Below are 22,895 nucleotides of genomic sequence, written 5' to 3' on the forward strand. Positions count from 1 at the left end.
TCCCTCGTTCTTCCTCGCTCTTCCTGCCTCTCCGAAAGGACGCACCATGCTCCGCTCGCTCTACTCCGGGATCTCCGGCCTCCGCTCGCACCAGCAGATGCTCGACGTCACCGGCAACAACATCGCCAACGTCAACACCGTCGGCTTCAAGGGCTCGACCACCGTCTTCCAGGACACCCTGTCGCAGATGACCCAGGGCGCCGGCGGACCGCAGACCGGCGTCGGCGGCACCAACCCCGCGCAGATCGGCCTCGGCGTGCAGGTCGCCGGCGTCTCCACCAACTTCGCGCAGGGCTCCGCCCAGGCCACCGGCAAGGCGACCGACCTGATGATCTCGGGCGACGGCTTCTTCGTCACCCGCCTGGGCAACGACACCGTCTACACCCGCGCCGGCGCGTTCGACTTCGACGCGGACGGCCGCCTGGTCACCGCCGACGGCAAGATCGTGCAGGGCTACCCGGCCACGAACGGCGTCGTCAACGAGAACGGGCAGCTGTCCGACATCGTGCTCCCGCTCGACGCCGCCGCGCCCGCCGTCCGCACCACCGCCGCCGGCGTCGCGGGCAACCTGCCGTCGGAGACCGCCGTCGGCCAGACCATCACCCGCGAGGCGACCGTCTACGACGCCTCGGGCGCCAAGCACACCATGTCGCTGGCGTACCGACGCACGGACGACGGCTGGGACGTGACCGGCCGCAACGGCCAGGGCGCCGTGGCGACCACGTCGATCACCTTCGGCACCGACGGCAAGATCACCTCCGGCGGGACGTTCGCCGTCGGTGGCATCGCCGTGGACATGCGTGACCTCACCGGCTTCGCATCCCTGAACACCGCCGCGATCGGCTCGCAGAACGGCCGCGAGGCCGGCGCGCTGCAGGGGTACGCCATCGCGAAGGACGGCACGGTCACGGGCACGTTCTCGAACGGTGCGTCGCTCGCCCTCGGCCGGATCGCCCTGGCGACCTTCGCCAACCCGGCCGGCCTCGAGAAGACCGGCGCCTCGGGCTACCGCGCGACGGCGAACTCGGGCGGCGCGACCGTCGGCGGCCCGGGCACGGCCGGTGTCGGGTCGCTCGCTGCGGGCACCCTCGAGATGTCGAACGTCGACCTGTCGCAGGAGTTCACGAACCTGATCGTGGCGCAGCGCGGGTTCCAGGCGAACGCCCGCATCATCACGACCTCGGACGAGGTGCTGCAGGAGCTGACGAACCTGAAGCGGTAAGGCGGGGCGGGGCGGGCGCGTTCGCTCGCTCGTTCGTTCGTGCGTTCGCTTCGTGAGCAGGAATGGTCGGGTCTCCTCCGGGGGACTCGACCATTCCTGCTCACGTTGCGCCGTAGGGTGGGCTCGTGCGCGACGAAGCGGTGGTCGAACGGGGGCGTCAGGCCGTCCTCGAGCACTTCCGGTGGATCGACGGGCACGCCGACACGTGGGCGGTGCTCCGCCGCCCCGGCCCGCTCCGGGCGGTCGTCGACGGGCTCGCCCACCTGCTCACCGACGACCGACCCGACGTCGTCGTCGCCGTCGAGGCCCGCGGCTTCGTGCTCGGGCCGGCGGTCGCCCTGGCGCTCGGGGTCGGCTTCGTGCCGGTCCGGAAGGACGGAGCCGTGTTCCCCGGGCCGGTCGTCACAGCGACGACCGAGCCGGACTACCGCGGCAACCGTCGCACGCTTGCGCTCCGGCAGGACCTGATCGGCACCGGGGAACGGGTCGTGCTGGTGGACGACTGGATCGAGACCGGCAGTCAGGCGCGGGCAGCCGCCGGGCTCGTCGAACGGTGCGGCGGGACGCTCGCTGCGGTCGGCGTGGTCGTCGACGAGGCTGCGGAGGCAGCGCGCTCGGTCCTGCCACCGGTGCGGTCGCTGGTACGCGCGCAGGAACTCTGAGCGCGCCGCCGTCGTGGTCGAGCAGTGCCTCGTGATGGGCGACACCTGTCGCGTAGGCTGACCGCATGACCCGGATCACCACCCCGTTCGACGCGACCACCACCGCAGCGCAGGTCCTGCACGACCTCGACCTCACCGGATCGCGCGTCATCGTGACGGGCGGGGCCGCCGGCATCGGCGCCGCCACCTCGGAGGCCCTCGTCCGTGCCGGCGCGTCGGTGGTCCTCGCCGTGCGTCGGCCCGAGCAGGGGGAGCGGGCGGCCGGACGGCTCCGCGACGCGGTCCCCGGCGCCTCGGTCGAGGCCCGCCCGCTGGACCTCGCCGACCGCGGGTCCGTCCGCGCGTTCACCGATGCCTGGACGGGCCCGGTCGACGTCGTCATCGGCAACGCGGGGGTCATGGCCACCCCCGAGCGCCGTACGCCGGAGGGGTGGGAGCTGCAGTTCGCCACGAACCACCTGGGCCACCACGGCCTGGTCACCGGGCTCCGCGACGCCCTGCTCGCCGGGGCGGACCGCAGCGGTCGGCCGGCCCGCGTCGTGGCGCTCAGCTCGGCGGGCCACCACACCGCCGGCGTCGATCTCGACGACCTGATGTTCGAGCGTCGGGCCTACGACCCGTGGGTGGCCTACGGGCAGTCGAAGACCGCGAACGCGCTCTTCGCGGTGGAGGCCACGCGCCGCTGGGGCGCGGACGGGATCGTCGCGAACGCCGTGCACCCCGGCGGGATCCTCACCGACCTGTCGCGGCACCTGTCGCACGAACAGGCGCTGGCGATCGGCATCGTCCACGAGGACGGTTCCCCGGCCGAGGGCTTCGGGACCCCGGAGCAGGGCGCCGCGACGTCCGTGCTGGTGGCGGCGTCGCCGCTCGTCGAGGGGGTCGGCGGTCGGTACTTCGAGGACTGCGCTGAGGCGGTGGCCGCCACGGACGACCACCCGCTGGTGGGCGTGCGGCCCTGGGCACTCGACCCGGAGACCGCCGAGCGGCTCTGGGACGCCAGCGACGCCCTGCTCGCCCTACGGTGAGGTCGGCGGAGTGACCTGTTCCATGCCGCTCAGCCGTGCCTCTTCGGCGTCGTAGCCTGCCCGGACCTGGCGCAGCACCAGGTCGTCGATCTCGTCGGCGTCGCGGAGCCGCAGCAGCGTCGACGCCTTGTGCTGCACGAGCGCGAGTTCGAGGGCGACCGCGTTGTCGTGCCGCTGCAGGGCCGGGTGGTCGTCGTCGTCCCCCTCGCGGGCGTCGATGACGTCGAGGTGCGCCTCGTAGTCCTTCCGCAGGCGGTCGACCGTGGCGCGATCGGCTCCCGTCGACCGGGCCAGGCGGGGGAGCGCGGCGAGCGCCTCCTCGATCGCCGTCCGCTCGGCGTGCCGGCGTTCCTCGTCGACCGACTCGTCCTCGGGCAGTGCGGCCCGCCTGAGCACCGCCGGCAGCACGAGGGCCTGGCCGACGATCGTCACGATGACGACGCCGGCGGTGACGAAGACGATCAGGTCGCGCTCGGGGAACCCCGCACCGGATTCGAGGGTGCGCGGCACGGCGACGGCCATCGCCAGGGAGACCGCGCCCCGGAACCCGGCGAAGCCGCTCACCAGACGGTCGCGGTGTCCCTCGCGCGGCTCGCCCCCGGTGCGTCGGGTGACGAGCCAGATCGTGCCGCCGGCGGCGTTGAGGAACGCGAACCGCACGAGCACGAGCACGACCGCGACGGCCAGGACGATCCCGGTCGCCCGCAGCAGGTCCGCCGGGTCGAGCGCCCGTGCGGCGACCATCGCCTCGATGCCGACCAGGACGAACAGCGCGCCGTTCAGCAGGAACGTCAGGAACGACCAGAACGCGCGGACCTGTTGCCGGGTCTCGGCCCGGTCGAGCTTCGGCCCGACCTGGCTGACGACGATGCCGGCGGCGACGACCGCGAGCACGCCGGATGCGCCGACCGCCTCGGCGGCGAGGAACGCCGCGAACGGCACGAGCAGGGTCACCAGGTTCTCGAGCACGACGGTGTCGACCCGTCGCAGCACCATGGTGCCGATCCAGGCCGCGGCGAGCCCGGCGGCGACCCCGCCCACGTACGACAGCACGAGCATGCCGGACACGCTCCAGAACGTCAGCTCCTGCGTGCCGACGGTGACGGCGACCGCGATGCCGTAGACCACCAGGGTCGTGCCGTCGTTGACCAGGCTCTCGGCGCGCAGCACCGTGACGTTCCGCCGCGGCAGCATCTTCGTCAGGACGCCCACCGCGGTCGCGTCGGTCGGGGCGACCGCGGCGCCGAGCACCCACGCGGGGCCCCACGGCAAGCCGAGCAGGTGCAGCAGGACCGCGACCGCGCCGGCCGTCACGACCACGAGCAGGGTGCCCATCAGGACGATGCCACGCAGGTTCTTCCGGATCTCACGGAGCGACGTCGTCAGGCTCTCCCAGTACAGCAGCGCCGGCAGGAACAGGAGCAGGACGGCCTCGGCCGGCAGCTCGACGCCGGCGAACTCCGGCACGAGCCCGAGCAGCGCGCCGAACACGAGCAGCAGCACGGGTGGAGCGATGCGCAGCCGGTCGGCCATCCCCGCCGTCAGGGCGATGGCGAGGCCGAGCACGACCACCAGTTCCGGTCCCAGCACGTGCACTCCGATCGTCGTCCGACCCTCCAGTGAACGCCGTTCCCGAGCGCGGGGCATCCAGTGAGCAGAAAAGGCCGGGTACCGCGGCGCCAGGCGGCGTTGCCTGCTCACTCGACGAACGACGAACGACGAACGACGAACCACGAACCACGAACCACGAACCACGAACGACGAACGACGAACCACGAACGACGGACGACCGGCGAGCCGCCGCCCCGTCACGCCGAGCGCGGCCGCCGCACCACCCGCCGCCACCACGCGCGCCACGGCAACGAGGTCACCAGCGCCGACCCGATCACCACCGTCCCGAACCACCCCACGACGACGCCCGGGATCGGCACGAGCAGACTCGCCCACAGCAGCACCGACAGCACCCCGAGCACGTACGCCGCCCCGGCCTTCAGGTACCGCAGCCGCTTGAGCCCAGCGGCCTGGTCGACCCGCGAGGTCAACCGAGCCAGGAACACCGCCCCGACCCCGATCGCACCGATGGCGACCGCGGCCTGCTCGAGTGCCCCGAGCCCGTCCGACCCGAGCGGCCCGGACCCCGACAGGCTGTACACGCCGTCGAGGATCTCGAAGAGCATGAACACGACGAGCCCCCGCTCGAACACGACCGTCGACGCGTAGAGGTGGATGCGCCAGGCTCCGCGGCCGACCCCCATCGACGCCGTGTCCGCGGCACCGCCCCCGGCGCCGGGGTGCAGCGCCCACGCCGCGGTCCGCTTCGACACGAGGTACGCGGCGATGCCGGCCACCCCGCCGAGCGCGACCGGCAGCAGCGCACCGGCGGCCCACCCGGAACGCGCGCCGACGAGCACGGAGGTCACGACGACCCCGGTCGCAGCGGTGACCAGCGACCAGACGCGCGGTCGCGCGACGGTGGCGAGCCGCGCCTCCAGTCGGCCGAGCCAGGACCTGCGTGACGCGCGGTCGGTGTTGAACAGGTACTCGGCGAAGACCTGCCAGATGAACGCGGCGCCGAAGGCAGCCAGGGCCGGCCGGACCTCGGCCAGGTGCGCGGAGAACGAGCCCGGCGCGAAGACCGCCTGTTCGACGGAGCTGGCCGGGTCGGTCGCGTCACCGACGGCGACGGCGGCCGGCGGCAGCAGCAGGCGCATCGCGAGCACGCCCGCGACGATCCCGAGCGACAGGAACAGCCGCCGGGCGGGGGAGTGCAGCCGGCCCGCGATGCCCGCCATCGGCACGGACGAGTCCGCGGCCATCGCGATCTCGAGGAACGCGAGGGCGACGAAGGCGAGTGCTGCGGCGGGGCCGAGCACCAGCCAGGCCGCGGCGGCGGCCGCGACGGTGATGAGCAGGGGGACGGTCAGGAGTGATCTCGTGGCCATGCCCCCATGCAGCACCTGTCGCCTGGGCGGGTGGTGGAGCGCTCCTGGGCATCGTCCTGGAGGCCCGTGGGGACGCCGTCAGACGGGTGACGGCCCGTCCCCACTTGCGGGGACGGGCCGTGGCCGGGTGAGCAGAAGACGTCGGGTCCCGCAGGGGGACTCGACGTCTTCTGCTCAGTCGTTGCGGGGAATCAGTCGTGGAACGTCTCGATGGACGCACCGAGCGAGTTGAGGCGCTCCTGCAGCTGCTCGTAGCCGCGGGCGATGATGCCGACGTTGCGCAGGACGCTCTCGCCCTTCGCCGCGAGCATCGCCAGCAGGATCACCACGGCGGGGCGCAGCGCCGGCGGGCAGCTGATCTCCGCGCCGGAGAAGTGCGTCGGGCCGGTGACGTCGAGCCGGTGCGGGTCGCGCAGGGTGACGCTCGCGCCCAGGCGGGTCAGGTCGAGCAGGTGGATCGCGCGACCCTCGTACACCCAGTCGTGCACGAGCGTGGTGCCCTCGGCCATCGCCGCGATGACGACGAAGAACGGCAGGTTGTCGATGTTCAGCCCGGGGAACGGCATCGCGTGGATCTTGTCGATCGGCGCGTGCAGCTCGGACGGGTGCACGGTGATGTCGACGAGCCGGGTGCGACCGTTCGCCGCCGGGTACTCCTCGGTGACGTCGAAGCGCAGACCCATCTCGGCCAGGGTGGCGAGCTCGATCTCCAGGAACTCGATCGGCGCACGGGTGACCGTCAGCGTCGAGTCGGTCACGATGCCCGCGGTCAGCAGGCTCATCGCCTCGACCGGGTCCTCGCTCGGCCAGTAGTCCACGACCTCGTCGATGCGGCTCTTGCCGGTGATGCGGAGCGTGGTCGTGCCGATGCCCTCGATGCGCACCCCGAGCAGCTCGAGGAAGAAGCAGAGGTCCTGCACCATGTAGTTGGGGCTGGCGTTGCGGATGACGGTCTCGCCGTCGCGAGCTGCCGCCGCCAGGATCGCGTTCTCGGTGACGGTGTCGCCGCGCTCGGTCAGCACGACCGACTTGGTCGGGACGGCCTGGTTCGCGACGCCGACCTCGTACCAGCCGGAGGTCGCCTCGACGTCGACGCCGAAGGGGCGCAGGGCGATCAGGTGCGGCTCGACCGTGCGGGTACCGAGGTCGCAGCCGCCGGCGTAGGGCAGACGGAACGACTCGAACCGGCCGCTGAGCGGGCCGAGGAACATCAGCACGCTGCGGGTGCGGCGGGCGGCGTCGGCGTCGATCGCGTCGAGGCGCAGGTCGTCCGGTGCGACGATCTCGAGCGTCTCACCGTCCTCCGACCACGTGACGCTCGCACCGAGACTGCGGAGCACGTCGATGATCCGGTCGACCTCGACGATGCGGGCGACCTTGTGCAGACGGGTCACGCCGCGGTTGAGCAGCGACGCGCAGAGCAGCGCGACGGCGGCGTTCTTGCTCGAGTTCACCGCGATGGAGCCGCTGAGCTTGCGACCGCCCTGCACCCGCAGGTGTGCACGCTGCGGGGCGCCGCCGATCGACACGATCTGCTGGTCGAGCGCGTCGCTGATGCGCGTGAGCATCTCGAGCGACAGGTTCTGACCGCCCTGCTCGATGCGGTTGATCGCGCTCTGGCTGGTGCCGACGCGCTCGGCGAGCTGGGCCTGGGTCATGCTGCGACCCTTGCGGGCGCCGCGGATCAGGGCGCCGACCTCGCGCAGGGGTGCTGCGGTGGCGGCGGTGGTCGGCGTGTCGACGGTGGTGGTGTCGGTCATGCGCGCCACGCTAACACGCTCATGAGATAAAACGAGGGGTACAACACCCAGGATTCTCTGATGCAGGTCGGGAATACACCGTCCATGAGAGTTTGCGCGCGGGGAGCCGGGTGCGATGGCAGCGGTCGTCACGGCATCGGGCTGCGTGCCCCTAACGCACCGGCACCACCCGCCGATAGTCCTCGGTGCAGGCCCACGGACGGGCCCGCATCCCGCCCCACGGACGGCGGCGGGACGATCGAGAACCAGGACGGGCCATGATCGTCGTCACACGACTGAACGGCAGCGGATTCGCTGTCAACCCCGATCTCGTGGAGCGCATCCAGGAGACGCCGGACACGACGCTCATCATGGTCGACGGCGCGAAGTACATCGTGCGCGAGTCGCTGGCCGACGTCATCGACCTCATCGCCGCGTACCGCGCCCGCATCGTCGGCATGGCCTACGGCACGGACCTGCCCGCGGCGCGCAACGCGACCGGCCCGCAGCCGACGCTCGCGCCCGTCGCCCCGCTGCGCGCCGCCCAGCAGCACGGCCGCGCACAGGACGGGGGTCGTTGACGTGGACATCGCGACCATCATCGGCATCCTGCTCGCCTTCGGTGCGCTCTTCGGCATGGCCCAGATGGAGCACGTCGAGATGGCGGGCCTGTTCCTGCCCGCGCCGATGCTCCTGGTGTTCGTCGCCACGATCGGCTGCGGCATCGCGAGCACGACCATGAAGGACGCCCTGGCCGCCTTCAAGATGATCCCCAAGGCCTTCACGGGTCGGGTCACCCCGCCGCAGACGGTCATCGACGACGTCGTCGGGCTCGCCGAGACCGCCAGGGCGAACGGCCTGCTCGCCCTGGAGCAGGAGGCCGACAAGCACGACGACCCGTTCATGCGGAAGGCGCTGCAGAACATCGCGGACGGCACCGACGGCGACGAGCTTCGGATCCTGCTCGAGGACGAGATCGAGTCGAACGCGGCGCCGATGCGCAGCGCGAGTGCGTTCTTCATGGGTCTGGGTGGCTTCGCCCCGACCGTCGGCATCATCGGCACGGTCGTGTCGCTGACCCACGTGCTCGCCAACCTCGGCAAGCCGGACGAGCTCGGTCCGCTCATCGCCAGTGCCTTCGTCGCCACCCTGTGGGGCCTGCTGACGGCGAACTTCCTGTGGCTGCCGTTCGGCGGCAAGCTCCGGAAGCTCGCGCAGCTGGAGTCGGACCGTCAGACCCTGCTGATGGAGGGCCTGCTGGCCGTGCAGGCCGGCAGCCAGCCCCGCCTGCTCGGTGAGCGGCTGAAGGCCATGGTGCCGCCGGCCGCGCGCGTCGCCGCGGCGAAGGGCGGGAAGCACGACCCGGCCGACGAGCAGCAGCTGGCGGCCTGACGATGAGCGCGAACCCCCGCGGGCGCGGTCGCGGCCGCGCGAAGAAGTCGCACGACGAGGCCGAGCACCCCGACGAGCGCTGGATGGCGTCGTACATGGACATGATCACGGTGCTCATGTGCATGTTCCTGGTGCTGTTCGCGATGTCCACCGTGGACCAGCAGAAGTACATCCAGCTGAAGAACTCGCTCGCCACCGGGTTCGGCGAGGTCGAGTCGCAGAAGATCGACACCGCGAGCGGCACGGTCGTCACGAAGGACCAGGTCGAGGACGGCTCCGGCTACTCGACGGACGAGTCGCAGGCCGACCACTCGACGGCGTCGTCCGGCGTGGAGGACACGAACGTCGACCCGGCGTCGACCGTGGTGCCGGCGACCGCGTCCGAGCGGGACGTCGCGGCGGCGAAGCGGGAGCTCGAGGACCTGACCCGGCTGGAGCGCCGGATCCAGCGGAACCTGCAGGGCGCCGGGCAGACCGCGAACGTGCAGTTCACGCTCGACGCCCGTGGGCTCACGATCCGACTGGTCGGCAGCGAGACGTACTTCGGCACGAACAGCGCCGACCTGTCCGACCAGGCACGGTCGATCATGGACGCGATCGCACCCGTCCTGAGGACGAGCCGCCACGACGTCAGCGTCGAGGGCCACGCGGACCAGCGGAACTCGACCGCACCGTACGCCACGAACTGGGAGCTCAGCGCGGCTCGTGCGACCGGGGTCCTGCGCGACCTGGTCGAGCGGGGCGGCATGCCGGGGGCGAACGTGCAGAGCGTCGGGTTCGGATCGAGCCGGCCGCTGGCGAAGGGCGGCTCGGACCGGGATCTCGCGCTGAACCGTCGCGTCGACATCGTGGTGCTGTCGAACGCCGACCAGGACGTCAGCGCCCTCATGCCCGCGCTGGCGAAGGCGCAGGACGGAGCACGCCAGGGCTGACGCACGCACACCGGGGCCACGGACCCGGACCGCCCCACTACGGGGTACAGGACTGACGGGCACCCCACAGGTGACCGATAGACGCCCCCGTGACCGACACCCTGCCCGCGACCGGAGCGCCCGCGCCCGAGGTGTACGACTTCGCGCGCCCGTCGACGCTCGCCCGCGAGCACGCCAGGGTGCTCGAGCTCGCCTTCGAGACGTTCGCGCGGCAGTGGGGCACGCAGCTCACGGCGAAGGTGCGCGCCGTCAGCCAGGTGACCTGCGAGCAGGTGCAGATGACGACGTACGACGAGTACGCCGCGTCGCTGCCCGCGCTCACCGGCATGGTGCTGCTGCCGATCGCGGAGATGGCGCCGAAGGGGGTCCTGCAGGTCCCGCTGGACGCTGCCCTGACCTGGGTGTCGCACGCCCTCGGCGCGTCGAAGCCGCTGCCCACACCGGACCGCACGTTCACCCCCATCGAGCAGGCCCTGGTGCGGAAGATCGTCGAGGACGCCCTCGACGACCTGCGCTACTCGTTCGGTGGACTGCTCGTGCACGAGGTGACGACCGGCGGGTTCCAGTTCAACAGCCAGTTCGCCCAGGCCGCCCAGAAGGGCGACCTGATGATCGTCGCCTCGTTCTCGATTCGGGTCGGTGACCGCATCGCCCCCGGCACGCTGGCGCTGCCGGCCGAGGCCGTCCTGCCGCAGCTCGGCGAGGCCGCGACCCACGTGTCGCCCGCCGATGCCCGCGCGCAGCTCGACGCGCAGCTCGAGAGCGTGCCCGTCGGCGTGAGCCTGCACTTCGCCCCGGCGACGGTGCTGCCGTCGCAGGTGCTCCGCCTGGCCGTCGGCGACCTCCTGCCGCTGCCGCACCCGCAGCACCGCCCCCTCACCATCGCGGTCGACGGCGAACCCGTCGGCACCGCCGCGGTCGGCGCGAACGGCTCGCGCCTCGCCGGCATCGTCGTCACCACCACGAGCACGGAGCAGCACTGATGACCGAAACGACCACCCTCCACACCGCGGCGGCCGAGTCGCTCGCGGCGCAGCTCCCGACGGCGGCCCCGTTGAGCGCGGTGCTGCTGCCTGGAGGCGCGACACCGGTCGTGCTCGACGCGGCCACCGACGCGGTGGTCGCCTCGTTCGTCGGCGGCCTGTCGGCCGACCTCGCGCTCGTGCTCACCGACCTCGAGGGCATCACGGCGGCCGGCGGCCCCGACCAGGGCATCGTCGCGGTCACCGACGTGCTGCGGCCGTCGCTCGAGGCCGCTGCCGGGGTGCTCGGCGTCGGTGTGCTCGGCGAAGCGAGCCGCGGGTCGGCGTCGTCGCTGCTGGCCGACCCCGACACCGTGGTGTTCGAGCTGACCGCCGCCGGTGCTCCCGCCGGCTGGTTCGGCATCCGGGTGCGCGAGAACGGCACCGTGTCGGCTCCCGCGGCCACGAGCGTGCCGGCCGGCAACCTCGGCCGGATCAACAACGTCGAGATGACCCTGACGGTCGAGATCGGCCGCACCCGGATGTCGGTGCGGGACGTGCTCGGCATGGAGCCGGGCGCCGTCGTCGAGCTCGACCGCAGCGCCGGTGCCCCCGCCGACGTCCTGCTGAACGGTCGCCTCATCGCGCACGGCGAGGTCGTCGTGGTGGACCAGGACTACGCGGTGCGGATCACGCGCATCCTCGACGTCGCCGAGAGCGTCTGAGCCCGCGCCCGTGGACACCCTCGTCGTCACCGTCCGCGTCGCGCTCTCGCTCGGCGTGGTGCTCGCCCTCATGTGGGTGCTGCACCGTGCCAGCCGGAAGCGCTTCGCCGGCAAGCCCTCCGGTCGCCGCGCGGCGTCCGTCGAGGTCGTCGGCCGGCAGAGCATCGGCGGCAAGGCGAGCGTCGTCGTGGTCGACGTCGAGGGGGAACGACTCGTGCTCGGCGTGTCCGAGCAGGGCGTCAACCTGCTCACCAGCGGGCAGGCGCCCGCGCCGGAGCTCACCATCGTGACCGGACCGGTGGCGCTGCCGGTGCGACCCGCACCGTCGGCCGACGCGTTCGGGCGGGAACTCGCGCAGCAGACGGACGCCACCACGGGCCTCCAGACCGGTTCGACGGACGCGACCGGCGCGACCAGCGCGGTCGCGCCGCTGCCGATGCGCCCGCGCAACCGCCGCCAGCAGCGCGTCGTGCCGAGCGCGCCGCAGCTGCAGGGCTCGATCCTGTCGGTCGACACCTGGCGCCAGGCTGCGGCCGCGCTGCGGAACCGGCGGGCCGGGTGACGGCGGCGGGGCCGCACGGGCTCGCACGGACGGGGCGGCTCGTCGCCCTCGTGCTGCTCGGGCTGGCGGTCGTCGCCGGGTTCCTGGTGCTCACCACGTCCGGAGCGCACGCCGCCGGGGTCGTGGAGCCGACTGCGCCGACCACCCCGACGGCCCCCGCGACCGGCGACTTCAGCGTCAGCGTCAACGGCCCGGACGGCACGCCGTCGTCGGCGGTCGTCACCCTGATCGGCATCACCCTGCTGAGCGTCGCCCCGGCGCTCATGCTCATGATGACGTCGTTCACCAAGATCTTCGTGGTGCTCGCGATGACCCGGAACGCCCTGGGGCTGCAGTCGATCCCGCCGAACCAGGTGATCGCCGGTCTGGCACTGTTCCTGTCGCTGTTCGTGATGGCACCGGTGCTCGGGCACATCAACGACGACGCGCTGCAGCCCTACCTGGCCGGCAAGGTGGACTTCGCCCAGGCCGTCGAGATCGGCACGAAGCCCCTGCGGACCTTCATGCTGCACCAGACCCGCGACGAGGACGTCGCACTGATCACGCGGGCCGCCGGGCTCGACAACCCGGAGTCGATGGCCGACGTGCCGATGACGACGGTGATCCCGGCGTTCATCATCTCCGAACTCCGCAGCGCGTTCATCATCGGCTTCGTCATCTTCATCCCGTTCCTGGTGATCGACCTCGTCGTCTCCGCGGCCCTCATGTCGATGGGCATGATGATGCTCCCGCCGGTCATGATCTCGCTGCCGTTCAAGATCCTGCTCTTCGTGTTGGTCGACGGCTGGGGCCTCATCATCACGTCGCTCATCGAGAGCTACCACGTTGTCTAGGGGGCACGCATGAACCAGCAGGCCGTCATCGACCTCGTGCTGCAGGCGCTCCTGGTGTCGGGCAAGCTCGCCGCGCCGGTCCTCGTGACCTCGCTCGTCGTGGGCTTCGCGATCTCGCTGTTCCAGTCGGTCACGCAGATCCAGGAGGTCACGCTCTCGTTCGTGCCGAAGGCCGTCGCCGTCGCGATCGCCCTGGTGGTCTGTGGCAACTGGATGATCTCGGAGATGATCGCGTTCACGCACGTCGCCTTCGACATGATCCCGAGGCTGCTCGGGCACGCCTGATGGAGCTCAGCGTCGACGCCGACCGTCTGGAGGCGACCATGCTCGCCGGCGTCCGGCTCGTCGCGTTCTTCGTCATCGCGCCGCCGTTCTCGTACCGCGCGTTCCCCGGCACCGTGAAGGTGATCCTGGGTCTGGGACTCGCCATCGGGGTCGCCCCGCGCGTCGCGGTCGACTACGAGCAGCTCGCGACCGGCCCGTTCCTGCTCGCCCTGCTCACCCAGCTCGTGGTCGGGCTGTCGCTCGGGTTCCTGGTCTTCCTGGTGTTCGCCGCCGTGCAGTCCGCCGGCGCGCTCATCGACCTGTTCGGCGGGTTCACGCTCGCGCAGGCGTTCGACCCGCAGTCGCAGGTGAACGGTGCGCAGTTCACGCGCCTGTTCCAGATGACGGCGCTCGCGCTGCTCTTCACCTCCGGCGGCTACCAGATGATCATCGGCGGACTCGTGCGGTCGTTCGACGCGGTGCCGCTCACCGGCGAGTTCGCCGTCGACGGGCTCGCCGCGATGCTCGTCGCGGCGATGTCGCAGATGTTCCTGGCGGCGTTGCAGATCGCCGGCCCCCTGGTCGTCGTGCTCTTCCTGGCCGACGTCGGCCTGGGGCTCCTGACCCGGGTGGCCCCGGCGCTCAACGCGTTCCAGATGGGGTTCCCGATCAAGATCGGTCTGACCGTCCTGTTCGCCGGTGCGCTCTTCATGGCCCTGCCCTCGGTGGTGTCGTCGCTGACCGGCGACGCCGTCGAGGCGATCACGGGACGGGGGTGACGACGTGTCCGACAGCGGAGAACGTTCCGAACAGGCGACCCAGCAGCGGATGCGCGAGGTCCACGAGAAGGGCCAGCTCGGTCGTTCGCAGGACCTCGGCGCGTGGATCGGCATCGCGGTCGCCGCGCTCATGATGCCGGCCACCATCGGCAACGCGGCCGCCGCCGGCGAGGAGCAGCTGCGCGGCGTGCAGCGGGTGATCGCGCAGCCCGAGCTCGGCGCCGTGCGCGCCCTGCTCGCCGACGCCCTCGGGTCGATGGCGGCGACGCTCGGGCCGATGCTCGCCGTGGTCGCGGTGGCCGTGCTCGCCACGGCGGTGGCCCAGGGCGGCGTGCACCTGCGCAAGATGACCCCGCAGCCCGAGCACTTCGACCCCGTCGCCGGGCTCAAGCGGGTCTTCGGCACGCAGGCCCTGTGGAACGGTGCGAAGGCCCTGCTGAAGACCGTCGTCGTCGGGCTCGTGCTGTGGTTCGCCGTGCAGGGACTCATGCCCGTCCTCATGACGAGCGGGTCGTTGCCGCTGTCGGCGGTGCTCGAGGCAGCGGCTGCCGGTTCGGGCACGCTGCTCCGCGCCGCCGTCGTCGCCGGGCTGGTCCTCGCCGCGCTCGACGTGTTCGTGGTCGTCCGCCGCAACCGCAAGCGCACGATGATGACCAAGCGCGAGGTCAAGGACGAGTCGAAGCGGACCGAGGGCGACCCGCTCGTGAAGTCGCAGCGCCGGGGGCGGCAGCTCGCCATGAGCCGCAACCGGATGATCCAGGCGGTCGGCACCGCCGACGTCGTCATCACGAACCCCACGCACTACGCGGTCGCCATCACGTACGAGCCCGGCCGGTCCGCGCCGCGGGTGGTCGCGAAGGGCGCCGGCCCGGTCGCCGACGTCATCCGCGCCCGCGCCGAGCAGGAACGGGTGCCGATCGTCCGTGACGTGCCCCTGACCCGCGCCCTGCACGCCGCGTGCGAGCTCGGCCACGAGATCCCGGTGGACCTGTACACGCCGGTGGCCCGCGTGCTGTCGTTCGTGATGGCGCTCCGGGCCCGTGGTTCGGCGGCCGGCACCCACGCGGCGCCGCGGCCGACCACGCCCGACGAGGTCGCGACCGTCCTCGACCCGGCGACCCTGTCCGGTGACCTCCGCCCGCGCCGACTCCGCACACCCCGCCCCGAAGCCGCCCCGTCGGCACCGTCCGTCAGAGAGGGAGCCCCCGCATGAACCGTAAGGACCTGCCGAAGCTCGTCGTCCCGGTGTTCATCGTCGGCATCATCCTGCTGCTGATCCTGCCGGTGCCGTCGTTCCTGCTCGACTTCCTCATCATCATCAACATCCTGTTGGCGCTGGTGATCCTGCTCACGACGCTCTTCGTCAAGAAGCCGCTCGACTTCTCGGTGTTCCCGTCGCTGCTCCTCGTCGCGACGCTGTTCCGTCTGGGGCTCAACGTCGCGTCCACCCGGCTCGTGCTCGGCGAGGGCTTCGCCGGCGACGTCATCCAGGCGTTCGGCCACGTCGCCGTGTCCGGGTCGATCATCATCGGCGCCGTGATCTTCCTGATCCTCATCGTCATCCAGTTCGTCGTCGTCACGAAGGGTGCCGAGCGCGTCGCCGAGGTCGGGGCCCGGTTCACGCTCGACGCGATGCCGGGCAAGCAGATGGCGATCGACGCCGACCTGAACGCCGGGCTCATCACCGACGAGCAGGCGAAGGACCGCCGCGCCGCGGTGTCGGCGGAGGCGGACTTCTACGGTGCGATGGACGGCGCGTCGAAGTTCGTCAAGGGCGACGCCATCGCCGGCATCCTCATCATCATCATCAACCTGGTGGGCGGCATCGCGATCGGCATGCTGCAGAACGGGCTGTCCGCCACCGACGCCCTGTCGAAGTACGGCATCCTGACCATCGGCGACGGCCTGGTCACGCAGATCCCCGCCCTGCTCATGGCGGTGTCGACGGGCATGATCGTCACCCGCTCCGGCGCGGAGTCGGAGATGGGCGCCTCGGCCGCCACGCAGCTGTCGCAGTCGCGCAACGCCCTGATGATCGCCGGCGTGGCCGCGATCGCGATGGGCTTCATCCCCGGCATGCCGATCCTGCCGTTCCTGCTCGTCGGCGCGACGCTGCTGTTCACCGGCTGGCGCATCGGCCGGAACGTCGCCCGCGCCGAGGCCGACGCCGCCCGGCAGCAGGCACTCGAGGCGAGCACCCCCTCGGCGGACACCCCGGAGGACCTGATCGAGCAGATGCGCGTGCACGCCCTCGAGATCCTGCTCGCCCCGGACCTGGTGGACATGGTGTCCGGCGCCTCGGACGACCTGCTCGGCCGCGTCCGGGCGCTGCGCCGCAAGATCGCCGTGGACATGGGCATCGTCGTGCCGCCGGTCCGCACACGCGACTCGATCGACCTGCCGCCGTCGACCTACGCGATCCGGATCGCCGGGGTCGAGGCCGGCCGGGGCACCGCGCCCGCCCGCAGCGTGCTCGCCCTCGGCGACCACCTGGACGGTCTGCCGGGAGCCTCCACGGTGGAACCGGTGTTCGGCCTCACCGGCAAGTGGGTGCCGGCCGAGCTGCGCCACGCGGCCGAGATGACCGGCGCGACGGTGATCGACCGGGTGTCCGTGCTCGTCACGCACCTGCAGGCCGTGATCGGCGACAACGCGGGACGCCTGCTCACCCGCGAGGACGTCAAGGTGCTGACCGAGGGCGTCAAGCAGGTGAACCCCGCCGCGGTCGAGGAACTCGTGCCCGGCATGCTGTCGATGGCGGAACTGCAGCGGGTGCTGCAGGGGCTGCTCGCCGAACGGGTGCCGATCAACGACCTCGGTCGGATCTGCGAGGCGCTGACGCTGCGCGCCAAGGTGTCCACCGACCCGGAGGGACTCGTCGAGGCAGCCCGCGCCGCGCTCGGCCCGGCCCTCGCCGCACGGCACACCGACGCCGGCACCCTGCGCGTCATCATGATCGACCCCCTGCTCGAACAGTCGATGCTCGAAGGCCTCCGCCCCTCGGAGCAGGGCAGCCAGATCGTCCTCGACGCCCACCGCATCGAGCAGGTGCTCGGGTCCGTCCGCGACGCCGTCCGCTCCGTCGAGGACCAGGGGCTCTCCGCCGTCCTGGTCTGCGCCCCCCAGCTCCGCCCGGCCGTGCACCGCATGGTCGCCGCCCAGTCGAACGGGCTCCCGGTGCTGTCGTACCAGGAGGCCACCGCCGCGGGCTCCACCATCGAGACCGTGGGAGTCGTCCGTGCCGCCGACCCGATTGCAGCGTAGCGGCGCCACGCTCGCGGAGGTCCGCGACGCCGTCCGCTCCGAGTTCGGCGCGGGCGCGCGCATCGTCGCCGCCGAACGGGTCACGGCACCCCGCCTCGGCGGCCTGCTCCGCAGGGCACACGTCGAGGCCACGGTCGAGGTGCCCGCACCGGGGGAGCTGCCCACCGCCCGCGTCGTGATCGCGGACACGCCCGTGCAGCGCGCCGGGATCGCCGCGCTCCTCGCCGACGCCGAGGAAGCCGAGGCCCGGATCGCGGGCACCGACGGCACCGCGACCACCCGCGCCGACGCGTTCGCGTCGGTGCTCGACGGGTTCCAGGCCGACGGCATCACGGGGAGCGCGCCGCGCCCGGCGCCGCCCGCGCCGGAGCCGGACCGGTCCCCGGGGCTCGACCCGCGCCTCCAGGCCGCCGTCGACACCCTGCCCGGAGGCCCGACCCACCTCGTCGACGCCGCCCCGGTCCGGCCCGTGGTGCGGTCGACCACCCCGGCCGTCCGCTCGGCGGACGGCGACCTGGTGCTGCTGGTCGGCCGACCGAACGACGTCGACGCGGCCGCCGGGCTGTTCGCCGTGCGGCACACGCTGCGGCCGACGGACGCGGCGGACCGGCGGGCCGCGATCCTGGCCCGGGCCGACGGCGTCCGGGACGGACGCGCGGTGCTCGCCGTGGCCGCGTGGGACGACCGGGCCACCGGTGACGCGCTGCAGGCCGACCAGGTGTGGGTGGTCGTCGACGTCGGACGGAAGCCGGCCGACTCGGCGGCGATGGTGGCGGCGGTCGAGGCGCGGATGCCCGTGGCCGGCGTGATCGCGATCGGTGCGGGTGAGACCGCCACGCCGGAGTCGGTGGACCTGCTGGGGCTCCCGGTCCTGTCGCTAGGCTGACCGGGTGCTGGTACTCACGCGGAAGGTCGGCGAACGGATCCTCGTCGGGGACGACATCGTCATCACGGTGCTGGACTCCCGGGGCGACGGCGTCCGGATCGGCATCGACGCGCCCCGCGGGGTGAAGATCCAGCGTGAAGAGGTCGTGCGGGCGGTGGCCGAGGCCAACGCCGAGGCGGCAGCCGTCGGCGACGACGCCGAGGCGCAGCTGCGTGCGGCGCTCGGTGGGCGTCGTGGGCCCGCTGCGGGCCGGACGGCGTCCGGGTCGTCGGACCCGGAGCCGACCGACTCCTAGCGAGCGGCGGTCGTCGCGACGACCGTCAGGGCTTCGGCTTCTTCTCCTGCTCGGGCAGACGACCGGCGGCGGCCTCCGCCGCAAACCAGGCGCGTGCCTCGTCCTGGCGGGCCTGCTCGGCACCGAGTGCGATCGGGGCGCGCACGTGGCCGGGCTCGTAGCCGAACGCGTCGAGCAGCTGCGGGACGATCGGACGGACGCGGGCGACCAGCCGGTCGACGTAGGCCGACACCGCGCGGGCGCGCTGCGCCGAGAGCCGTCCGTGCAGCAGGTGCCAGTCCAGGTGCTGCTCGAGCAGGCCGAGCGCGAACAGGTCGCGCAGCCAGACGAGCGTGCGACGGGTGTCACCCTCGGGGACCGCGTCGAGCGCCTCGGTGAAGGCGTCCCACTGCATGAGCTCGGCGTGCGCCTTCGACGCCTCGATCAACTCGTGCTGGGACCGGTTGAGCAGCCGGGCCGCGCGGGCTCGGTCCTTGCCGGCGGACGCCAGTCGCAGACCGATCTCGGCGACCATCGTGTCGACCCGGCCGGCGAGCAGCGCACGCTGCGTCCGCGGGTCCTGCAGGTCGGCGACGCTCGCGGCCAGGGACCCGCGGTCGGCCACGGTCTGCCCGAGACGGCGGATGCCGCTGGCGTCGGCGAGCTTGCCCGCGGCGACCGACGCGACGAACTTCGCGGTCGAGGCGGCGTCCTTCGGGGCCTTGGCGCGGAACTCGGTGAGCAGGCGCTTGCCGACGAGCTGCAGCAGCACCGTGTTGTCGCCCTCGAACGTCACGTACACGTCGAGGTCGGCGCGGAGCCCGGTCAGGCGGTTCTCGGCCAGGAAGCCCGCGCCACCGCAGGCCTCGCGTGCCTCTTGCAGGGTGTCGAGCGCCGACCACGTGGACATCGACTTGAAGGCGGCGGCCTGGGTCTCCAGGTCCTCCCGGCGCTCCGGGGTGTCCTCGCGCCCGCTGAAGACGTCGTCGAAGGTGCGCAGCAGCTTCTCGTGCGCGAAGGACTGCGCGAACACCGTGGCCAGGCGCGGGATCAGGCGTCGCTGGTGGCGGCCGTAGTCGAGCAGGACGCCCTCGGTGCCGTCTCCGGTGGGGAACTGCCGACGCTGCATCGCGTACGTCAGGGCGATCTGCAGCGCGAGCTTCTGCGCGACGACCGCGGCGCCGTCGAGCGACACGCGGCCCTGCACGAGCGTGCCGAGCATGGTGAAGAACCGGCGACCGGGCGAGGCGATCGGCGACGAGTAGGTGCCGTCGGCGGCGACGTCGCCGTAGCGGTTCAGCAGGTTCGTGCGGGGGACCCGGACGTGGTCGAAGGCCAGGCGGCCGTTGTCGATGCCGTTCAGCCCGCCCTTGGGTCCGTCGTCCTCGCCGCTGACCCCGGGCAGGAACGCGCCCTCGTCGTCGCGCAGCGGGACGTAGAACGCGTGCACGCCGTGGTCGACGCCGGCGGTCACGAGCTTCGCGAACACCACGGCGGCACGGCCGTGCAGCGCGGCGTTGCCGATGTAGTCCTTCCACGCTCCGCGGAACGGGGTGTGGATCTCGAACTCCTGCGTCTCGGGGTCGTACGTCGCGGTGGTCGCGATGCTCTGCACGTCCGAACCGTGGCCGGTCTCGGTCATGGCGAAGCAGCCGGGCACGTCGAAGGACACGATGCCGGGCAGGAACGCGCGGTGGTTCGCCTCGGTGCCCAGGTGGTGCACGGCGGAGCCGAAGAGCCCCCACTGCACACCCGCCTTGATCTGCATGGAGGGGTCGGCGGTCACGAGCTCCTCGAACGCCGCGAGGTTGCCACCGTGGTTGTCCTGGCCGCCGAACTCGGCGGGGTAGGGCCGCTGGATCGCCCCGGCGTCGACGAGGACGCGGAGCTGTTCGAGCACGCGGGCACGGTGCTCGGCGATGGGCTGACCCTCGATCTTCTGCATCGCTGGGTCGAGCGCGAGCCGGCGTGAGAGTCGGCGATCCTCGGCCCAGCGACCGAGCAGGAGTTCCTCGAGCAACTCGACGTCGATGCGGACGTCGGTGTCCGTGCCGGCCGTCGGGGTCCCGGCAGCGGGGTCGCCCGCCGCGTCGGCGTTGGGCGCGTCGACGTCCGGGGCGGCGGTGTCCGGGGTGGCGGTGCGCTGGGCGGGAGCCGTGTCGACCATGTGTGCGAGTCCTCCTGAACTGCGGTGTCCGTGTTGCAGGACCCACGCTAGACACCCCTGCCGACAGTGGGACGAACGCCGTGCGGGCGGCACAAGTCCGGGCTGTCGCAGGACCGCGACGGTCGTGGGAACCCTCCAAAGCGGTCCGGTCGAGCGGAGGGGGCGGGGCACGCCGGACAGCGACGCGGCTCACCGAATTGTTGAGCGGGTGTCGACGATTGTGCGTGTCGATCCGCCGCGGGGGAGGATTGCCGCCATGTCACGTACCACCCCTGCGGACCGCGGATCCCGTCCCGGACGCACCTTCTTCGGGCAACCGTTCGAGCTCTCGACGCCGTTCGCGGTCGAACTCTGGGAGCGGTTCTCGTTCTACGGGATGCAGGGCATCGTCCTCATCTACATGTACTACACGCTCTCGGACGGCGGCCTCGGGATCGACAAGGCCACCGCCAGCGGGATCATGGGTGCCTACGGCGGCTCCGTCTACCTGTTCACGATCATTGGCGCGTGGATCGCCGACCGGCTGATCGGGGCCGACCGCACGCTGTTCGGCAGCGCCGTCGTGGTGATGCTCGGGCACATCGCCCTCGCGCTCGTCCCCGGGGTCGCCGGCGTCGGGGTGGGCCTCGTCCTCATCGCGCTCGGGTCCGGCGGGCTCAAGGCCACCGCCACGACGATCGTCGGAGGGCTGTACAGCCGCGAGGACCCGCGCCGCGATGCCGGCTTCTCGCTGTACTACCTCGGCGTGAACCTCGGCGCGTTCTTCGGCCCCCTGCTCACCGGCCTGCTGCAGAGCTCGCTCGGCTTCCACTACGGCTTCGGACTCGCTGCCGTCGGCATGGCGGCGGGCCTGGTGCAGTACGCGATCCGTCGGCGGAAGCTGCCGGACGCGGTGCGCCACGTCGCCAACCCGGTCGACCGCCGCCGCCTGCCCCTCATCGGCGTCGCCGTGGGCGTGGCGCTCGTGGTCGTCGTGCTCGCCGTCCTGACCGGACTGCTGAACGTCGGCAACCTGCCCACCGTGGTCGTGGCGGTCGTCGTCCTGGCCACCATCGGGTACTTCGTGGTCATCCTGTCGAGCGGCATCACCGCCGACGAACGCTCGCGGGTCTTCGCGTTCATCCCGCTGTTCATCGGGAGCGCCGTGTTCTGGTCGCTCTACCAGCAGCAGTTCACCGTCGTGACGGTCTACTCCGACGAACGCCTCGACCGCACGCTGTTCGGCTGGGAGATGCCCGTCTCGTGGGTGCAGTCGATCAATCCGGTCTTCATCATCGTGCTCTCCGGGGTGTTCGCCGCGATCTGGACCAAGCTCGGCGACCGGCAGCCCTCCACCCCGACCAAGTTCGCGCTCGGCACCGGGATCATGGGCGTCGCCTTCCTGCTCTTCCTGCCCTTCACCGGCACGGGCACGAACGGCACACCGCTGCTGGCGCTCGTCGGCATCCTGCTCGTCTTCACGCTCGCGGAGCTCCTGCTCTCGCCGGTCGGGCAGTCCGTCGCCACCAAGCTCGCGCCGCCGAAGTTCCAGACCCAGATGGTGGCGCTGTTCTTCCTGTCGGTGTCGCTCGGCACCGCCGTCACCGGCGTGTTGTCCCGCTACTACGACCCCGCGGACGAGGCGCCGTACTTCACGGTCCTCGGGCTCGTCGCCGTAGCGGTGGGCGTGGTCCTGCTCGTGCTCGCCCGGCCGGTGCTGCGGCTCATGCGCGGCATCCGGTAGCCTGAGGGAAGCCACACGGCCGACGCAACCAAGGAGTCACCACCATGCTCGAACTCATCGCAGGCATCATCATCGGCGTCGGCGTGATCGGCGGTGTGGGCTGCTGCATGGCGGTCGCCGCCATGATGAAGAGCGGCTCCGAGGAGTACTGAGTCCCTGACCCGGACTACTCGCCGCTGTCGGTCGTGACCGGCACCAGCTGACGACTCAGGACGGTCGCGCGCTCGAAGGGGCCGCGGCCGTCCTTCGTGTACGCGGGCTCGTCGAAGGCGACCGTCCAGGTGCGCTGCGTCCCACCGATCTGGCTGCCGCCAGGAGACACGATCACCCCGATCGGCTCGTCGGCCCACTGCTCGCCACCCCGATCGGTGTCGACGACCTGCACGAGGGCACCGATCCCCAAGCCGGGGCGGTCGTCGGGGCGGGGACTGGGGGAGCGGCGGCGTCCGAACACGCCAACACCGTACCGGTGTGGCCTGACTCTGTGCCGTGGCCTCCCGCGGTACCGAGGTCGCACTCCGGCCCGGCCGGCGGTGCCG

22 protein-coding genes are annotated in these 22,895 nt (G+C 72.0%); 17 read left to right on the forward strand and 5 right to left on the reverse strand.

What is annotated here, in order from left to right; genetic code table 11:
• Nucleotides 1-46 precede the first annotated feature (46 nt).
• The 3 genes from I8920_RS07470 (at nucleotide 47) to I8920_RS07480 (ending at nucleotide 2,912) form a co-directional block, all read left to right on the forward strand.
• Nucleotides 47-1,222, forward strand: a complete 1,176-nt coding sequence (locus tag I8920_RS07470) for a flagellar hook protein FlgE (RefSeq protein WP_198658489.1) — start codon at nucleotides 47-49, stop codon at nucleotides 1,220-1,222.
• A 125-nt stretch (nucleotides 1,223-1,347) separates the two neighbouring features.
• A complete protein-coding gene (locus I8920_RS07475) occupies nucleotides 1,348-1,884 on the forward strand; it encodes a phosphoribosyltransferase family protein (RefSeq protein ID WP_198658490.1) in 537 nt (178 codons plus the stop codon).
• Between the two features lie 65 nt (nucleotides 1,885-1,949).
• Complete coding sequence (locus I8920_RS07480; protein ID WP_198658491.1) at nucleotides 1,950-2,912, forward strand: SDR family NAD(P)-dependent oxidoreductase; 963 nt, start codon at nucleotides 1,950-1,952, stop codon at nucleotides 2,910-2,912.
• Here the strand turns inward: I8920_RS07480 and I8920_RS07485 are convergent.
• The 3 genes from I8920_RS07485 to I8920_RS07495 all read right to left on the reverse strand — a co-directional run bounded on the left by I8920_RS07485 (nucleotide 2,904) and on the right by I8920_RS07495 (nucleotide 7,614).
• Entirely contained in the window at nucleotides 2,904-4,502 is a 1,599-nt protein-coding gene (locus I8920_RS07485; RefSeq protein ID WP_232832853.1) for a Na+/H+ antiporter, read from the reverse strand. The two genes, I8920_RS07480 and I8920_RS07485, sit on opposite strands and share 9 nt — an antisense overlap.
• A gap of 218 nt (nucleotides 4,503-4,720) precedes the next feature.
• Nucleotides 4,721-5,854: a DUF475 domain-containing protein gene (locus I8920_RS07490; RefSeq protein ID WP_198658493.1), complete on the reverse strand. Its 1,134-nt coding sequence runs from the start codon at nucleotides 5,852-5,854 to the stop codon at nucleotides 4,721-4,723.
• Between the two features lie 191 nt (nucleotides 5,855-6,045).
• The gene (locus I8920_RS07495) at nucleotides 6,046-7,614 is read right to left on the reverse strand and encodes a helix-turn-helix domain-containing protein (RefSeq protein WP_198658494.1); all 1,569 of its coding nucleotides are present in this window, start codon (nucleotides 7,612-7,614) and stop codon (nucleotides 6,046-6,048) included.
• Between the two features lie 257 nt (nucleotides 7,615-7,871).
• Here I8920_RS07495 and I8920_RS07500 point away from each other — a divergent pair, with 257 nt between their 5' ends.
• From I8920_RS07500 to csrA, 13 genes are all read left to right on the forward strand, one after another.
• On the forward strand, nucleotides 7,872-8,174 hold the full coding sequence (locus I8920_RS07500) for a flagellar FlbD family protein (RefSeq protein WP_198658495.1): 303 nt from the start codon (nucleotides 7,872-7,874) through the stop codon (nucleotides 8,172-8,174).
• A 1-nt stretch (nucleotide 8,175) separates the two neighbouring features.
• Nucleotides 8,176-8,985 (forward strand): motility protein A, encoded by an 810-nt coding sequence (locus tag I8920_RS07505; RefSeq protein WP_198658496.1) that lies wholly within the window; start codon nucleotides 8,176-8,178, stop codon nucleotides 8,983-8,985.
• Between the two features lie 2 nt (nucleotides 8,986-8,987).
• On the forward strand, nucleotides 8,988-9,917 hold the full coding sequence (locus tag I8920_RS07510) for an OmpA/MotB family protein (protein WP_198658497.1): 930 nt from the start codon (nucleotides 8,988-8,990) through the stop codon (nucleotides 9,915-9,917).
• Nucleotides 9,918-10,006: 89 nt separating this feature from the next.
• Nucleotides 10,007-10,900, forward strand: coding sequence for a flagellar motor switch protein FliM (locus tag I8920_RS07515; protein WP_198658498.1), 894 nt, complete (start codon nucleotides 10,007-10,009; stop codon nucleotides 10,898-10,900).
• Nucleotides 10,900-11,604, forward strand: a complete 705-nt coding sequence (fliN, locus tag I8920_RS07520) for a flagellar motor switch protein FliN (protein WP_198658499.1) — start codon at nucleotides 10,900-10,902, stop codon at nucleotides 11,602-11,604. The genes I8920_RS07515 and fliN overlap by 1 nt, the downstream gene beginning before the upstream one ends.
• Before the next feature lie 10 nt (nucleotides 11,605-11,614).
• Nucleotides 11,615-12,166 carry a flagellar biosynthetic protein FliO gene (gene fliO, locus I8920_RS07525; protein ID WP_198658500.1) on the forward strand — a complete coding sequence of 184 codons (552 nt, stop codon included), beginning with the start codon at nucleotides 11,615-11,617 and terminating at the stop codon, nucleotides 12,164-12,166.
• Nucleotides 12,163-12,999 carry a flagellar type III secretion system pore protein FliP gene (gene fliP, locus I8920_RS07530; RefSeq protein WP_198658501.1) on the forward strand — a complete coding sequence of 279 codons (837 nt, stop codon included), beginning with the start codon at nucleotides 12,163-12,165 and terminating at the stop codon, nucleotides 12,997-12,999. The genes fliO and fliP overlap by 4 nt, the downstream gene beginning before the upstream one ends.
• 9 nt (nucleotides 13,000-13,008) lie before the next feature.
• Entirely contained in the window at nucleotides 13,009-13,284 is a 276-nt protein-coding gene (locus I8920_RS07535) for a flagellar biosynthetic protein FliQ (RefSeq protein WP_198658502.1), read from the forward strand.
• Nucleotides 13,284-14,042 carry a flagellar biosynthetic protein FliR gene (locus I8920_RS07540; protein ID WP_198658503.1) on the forward strand — a complete coding sequence of 253 codons (759 nt, stop codon included), beginning with the start codon at nucleotides 13,284-13,286 and terminating at the stop codon, nucleotides 14,040-14,042. The genes I8920_RS07535 and I8920_RS07540 overlap by 1 nt, the downstream gene beginning before the upstream one ends.
• 4 nt (nucleotides 14,043-14,046) lie before the next feature.
• The gene (locus tag I8920_RS07545; RefSeq protein ID WP_198658504.1) at nucleotides 14,047-15,255 is read left to right on the forward strand and encodes an EscU/YscU/HrcU family type III secretion system export apparatus switch protein; all 1,209 of its coding nucleotides are present in this window, start codon (nucleotides 14,047-14,049) and stop codon (nucleotides 15,253-15,255) included.
• Complete coding sequence (locus I8920_RS07550) at nucleotides 15,252-17,306, forward strand: flagellar biosynthesis protein FlhA (protein WP_198658505.1); 2,055 nt, start codon at nucleotides 15,252-15,254, stop codon at nucleotides 17,304-17,306. The genes I8920_RS07545 and I8920_RS07550 overlap by 4 nt, the downstream gene beginning before the upstream one ends.
• Nucleotides 17,281-18,192: a hypothetical protein gene (locus I8920_RS07555; RefSeq protein ID WP_198658506.1), complete on the forward strand. Its 912-nt coding sequence runs from the start codon at nucleotides 17,281-17,283 to the stop codon at nucleotides 18,190-18,192. Before I8920_RS07550 ends, I8920_RS07555 begins: the two co-directional genes overlap by 26 nt.
• 4 nt (nucleotides 18,193-18,196) lie before the next feature.
• Nucleotides 18,197-18,487, forward strand: a complete 291-nt coding sequence (gene csrA / locus I8920_RS07560) for a carbon storage regulator CsrA (protein ID WP_198658507.1) — start codon at nucleotides 18,197-18,199, stop codon at nucleotides 18,485-18,487.
• Between the two features lie 25 nt (nucleotides 18,488-18,512).
• On the opposite strand, the gene I8920_RS07565 is transcribed toward csrA, so the two are convergent.
• Nucleotides 18,513-20,633, reverse strand: coding sequence for an acyl-CoA dehydrogenase family protein (locus I8920_RS07565; RefSeq protein WP_198658508.1), 2,121 nt, complete (start codon nucleotides 20,631-20,633; stop codon nucleotides 18,513-18,515).
• Nucleotides 20,634-20,889: 256 nt separating this feature from the next.
• On the opposite strand from I8920_RS07565, the gene I8920_RS07570 reads away from it, so the two are divergent.
• The gene (locus I8920_RS07570; protein WP_198658509.1) at nucleotides 20,890-22,356 is read left to right on the forward strand and encodes a peptide MFS transporter; all 1,467 of its coding nucleotides are present in this window, start codon (nucleotides 20,890-20,892) and stop codon (nucleotides 22,354-22,356) included.
• 166 nt (nucleotides 22,357-22,522) lie between these two features.
• Here the strand turns inward: I8920_RS07570 and I8920_RS07575 are convergent, their stop codons facing one another.
• The gene (locus I8920_RS07575; RefSeq protein WP_198658510.1) at nucleotides 22,523-22,810 is read right to left on the reverse strand and encodes a hypothetical protein; all 288 of its coding nucleotides are present in this window, start codon (nucleotides 22,808-22,810) and stop codon (nucleotides 22,523-22,525) included.
• Between the last annotated feature and the right edge of the window lie 85 nt (nucleotides 22,811-22,895).

This window comes from Curtobacterium sp. YC1 (assembly GCF_016267665.1).
Lineage (GTDB): Bacteria > Actinomycetota > Actinomycetes > Actinomycetales > Microbacteriaceae > Curtobacterium.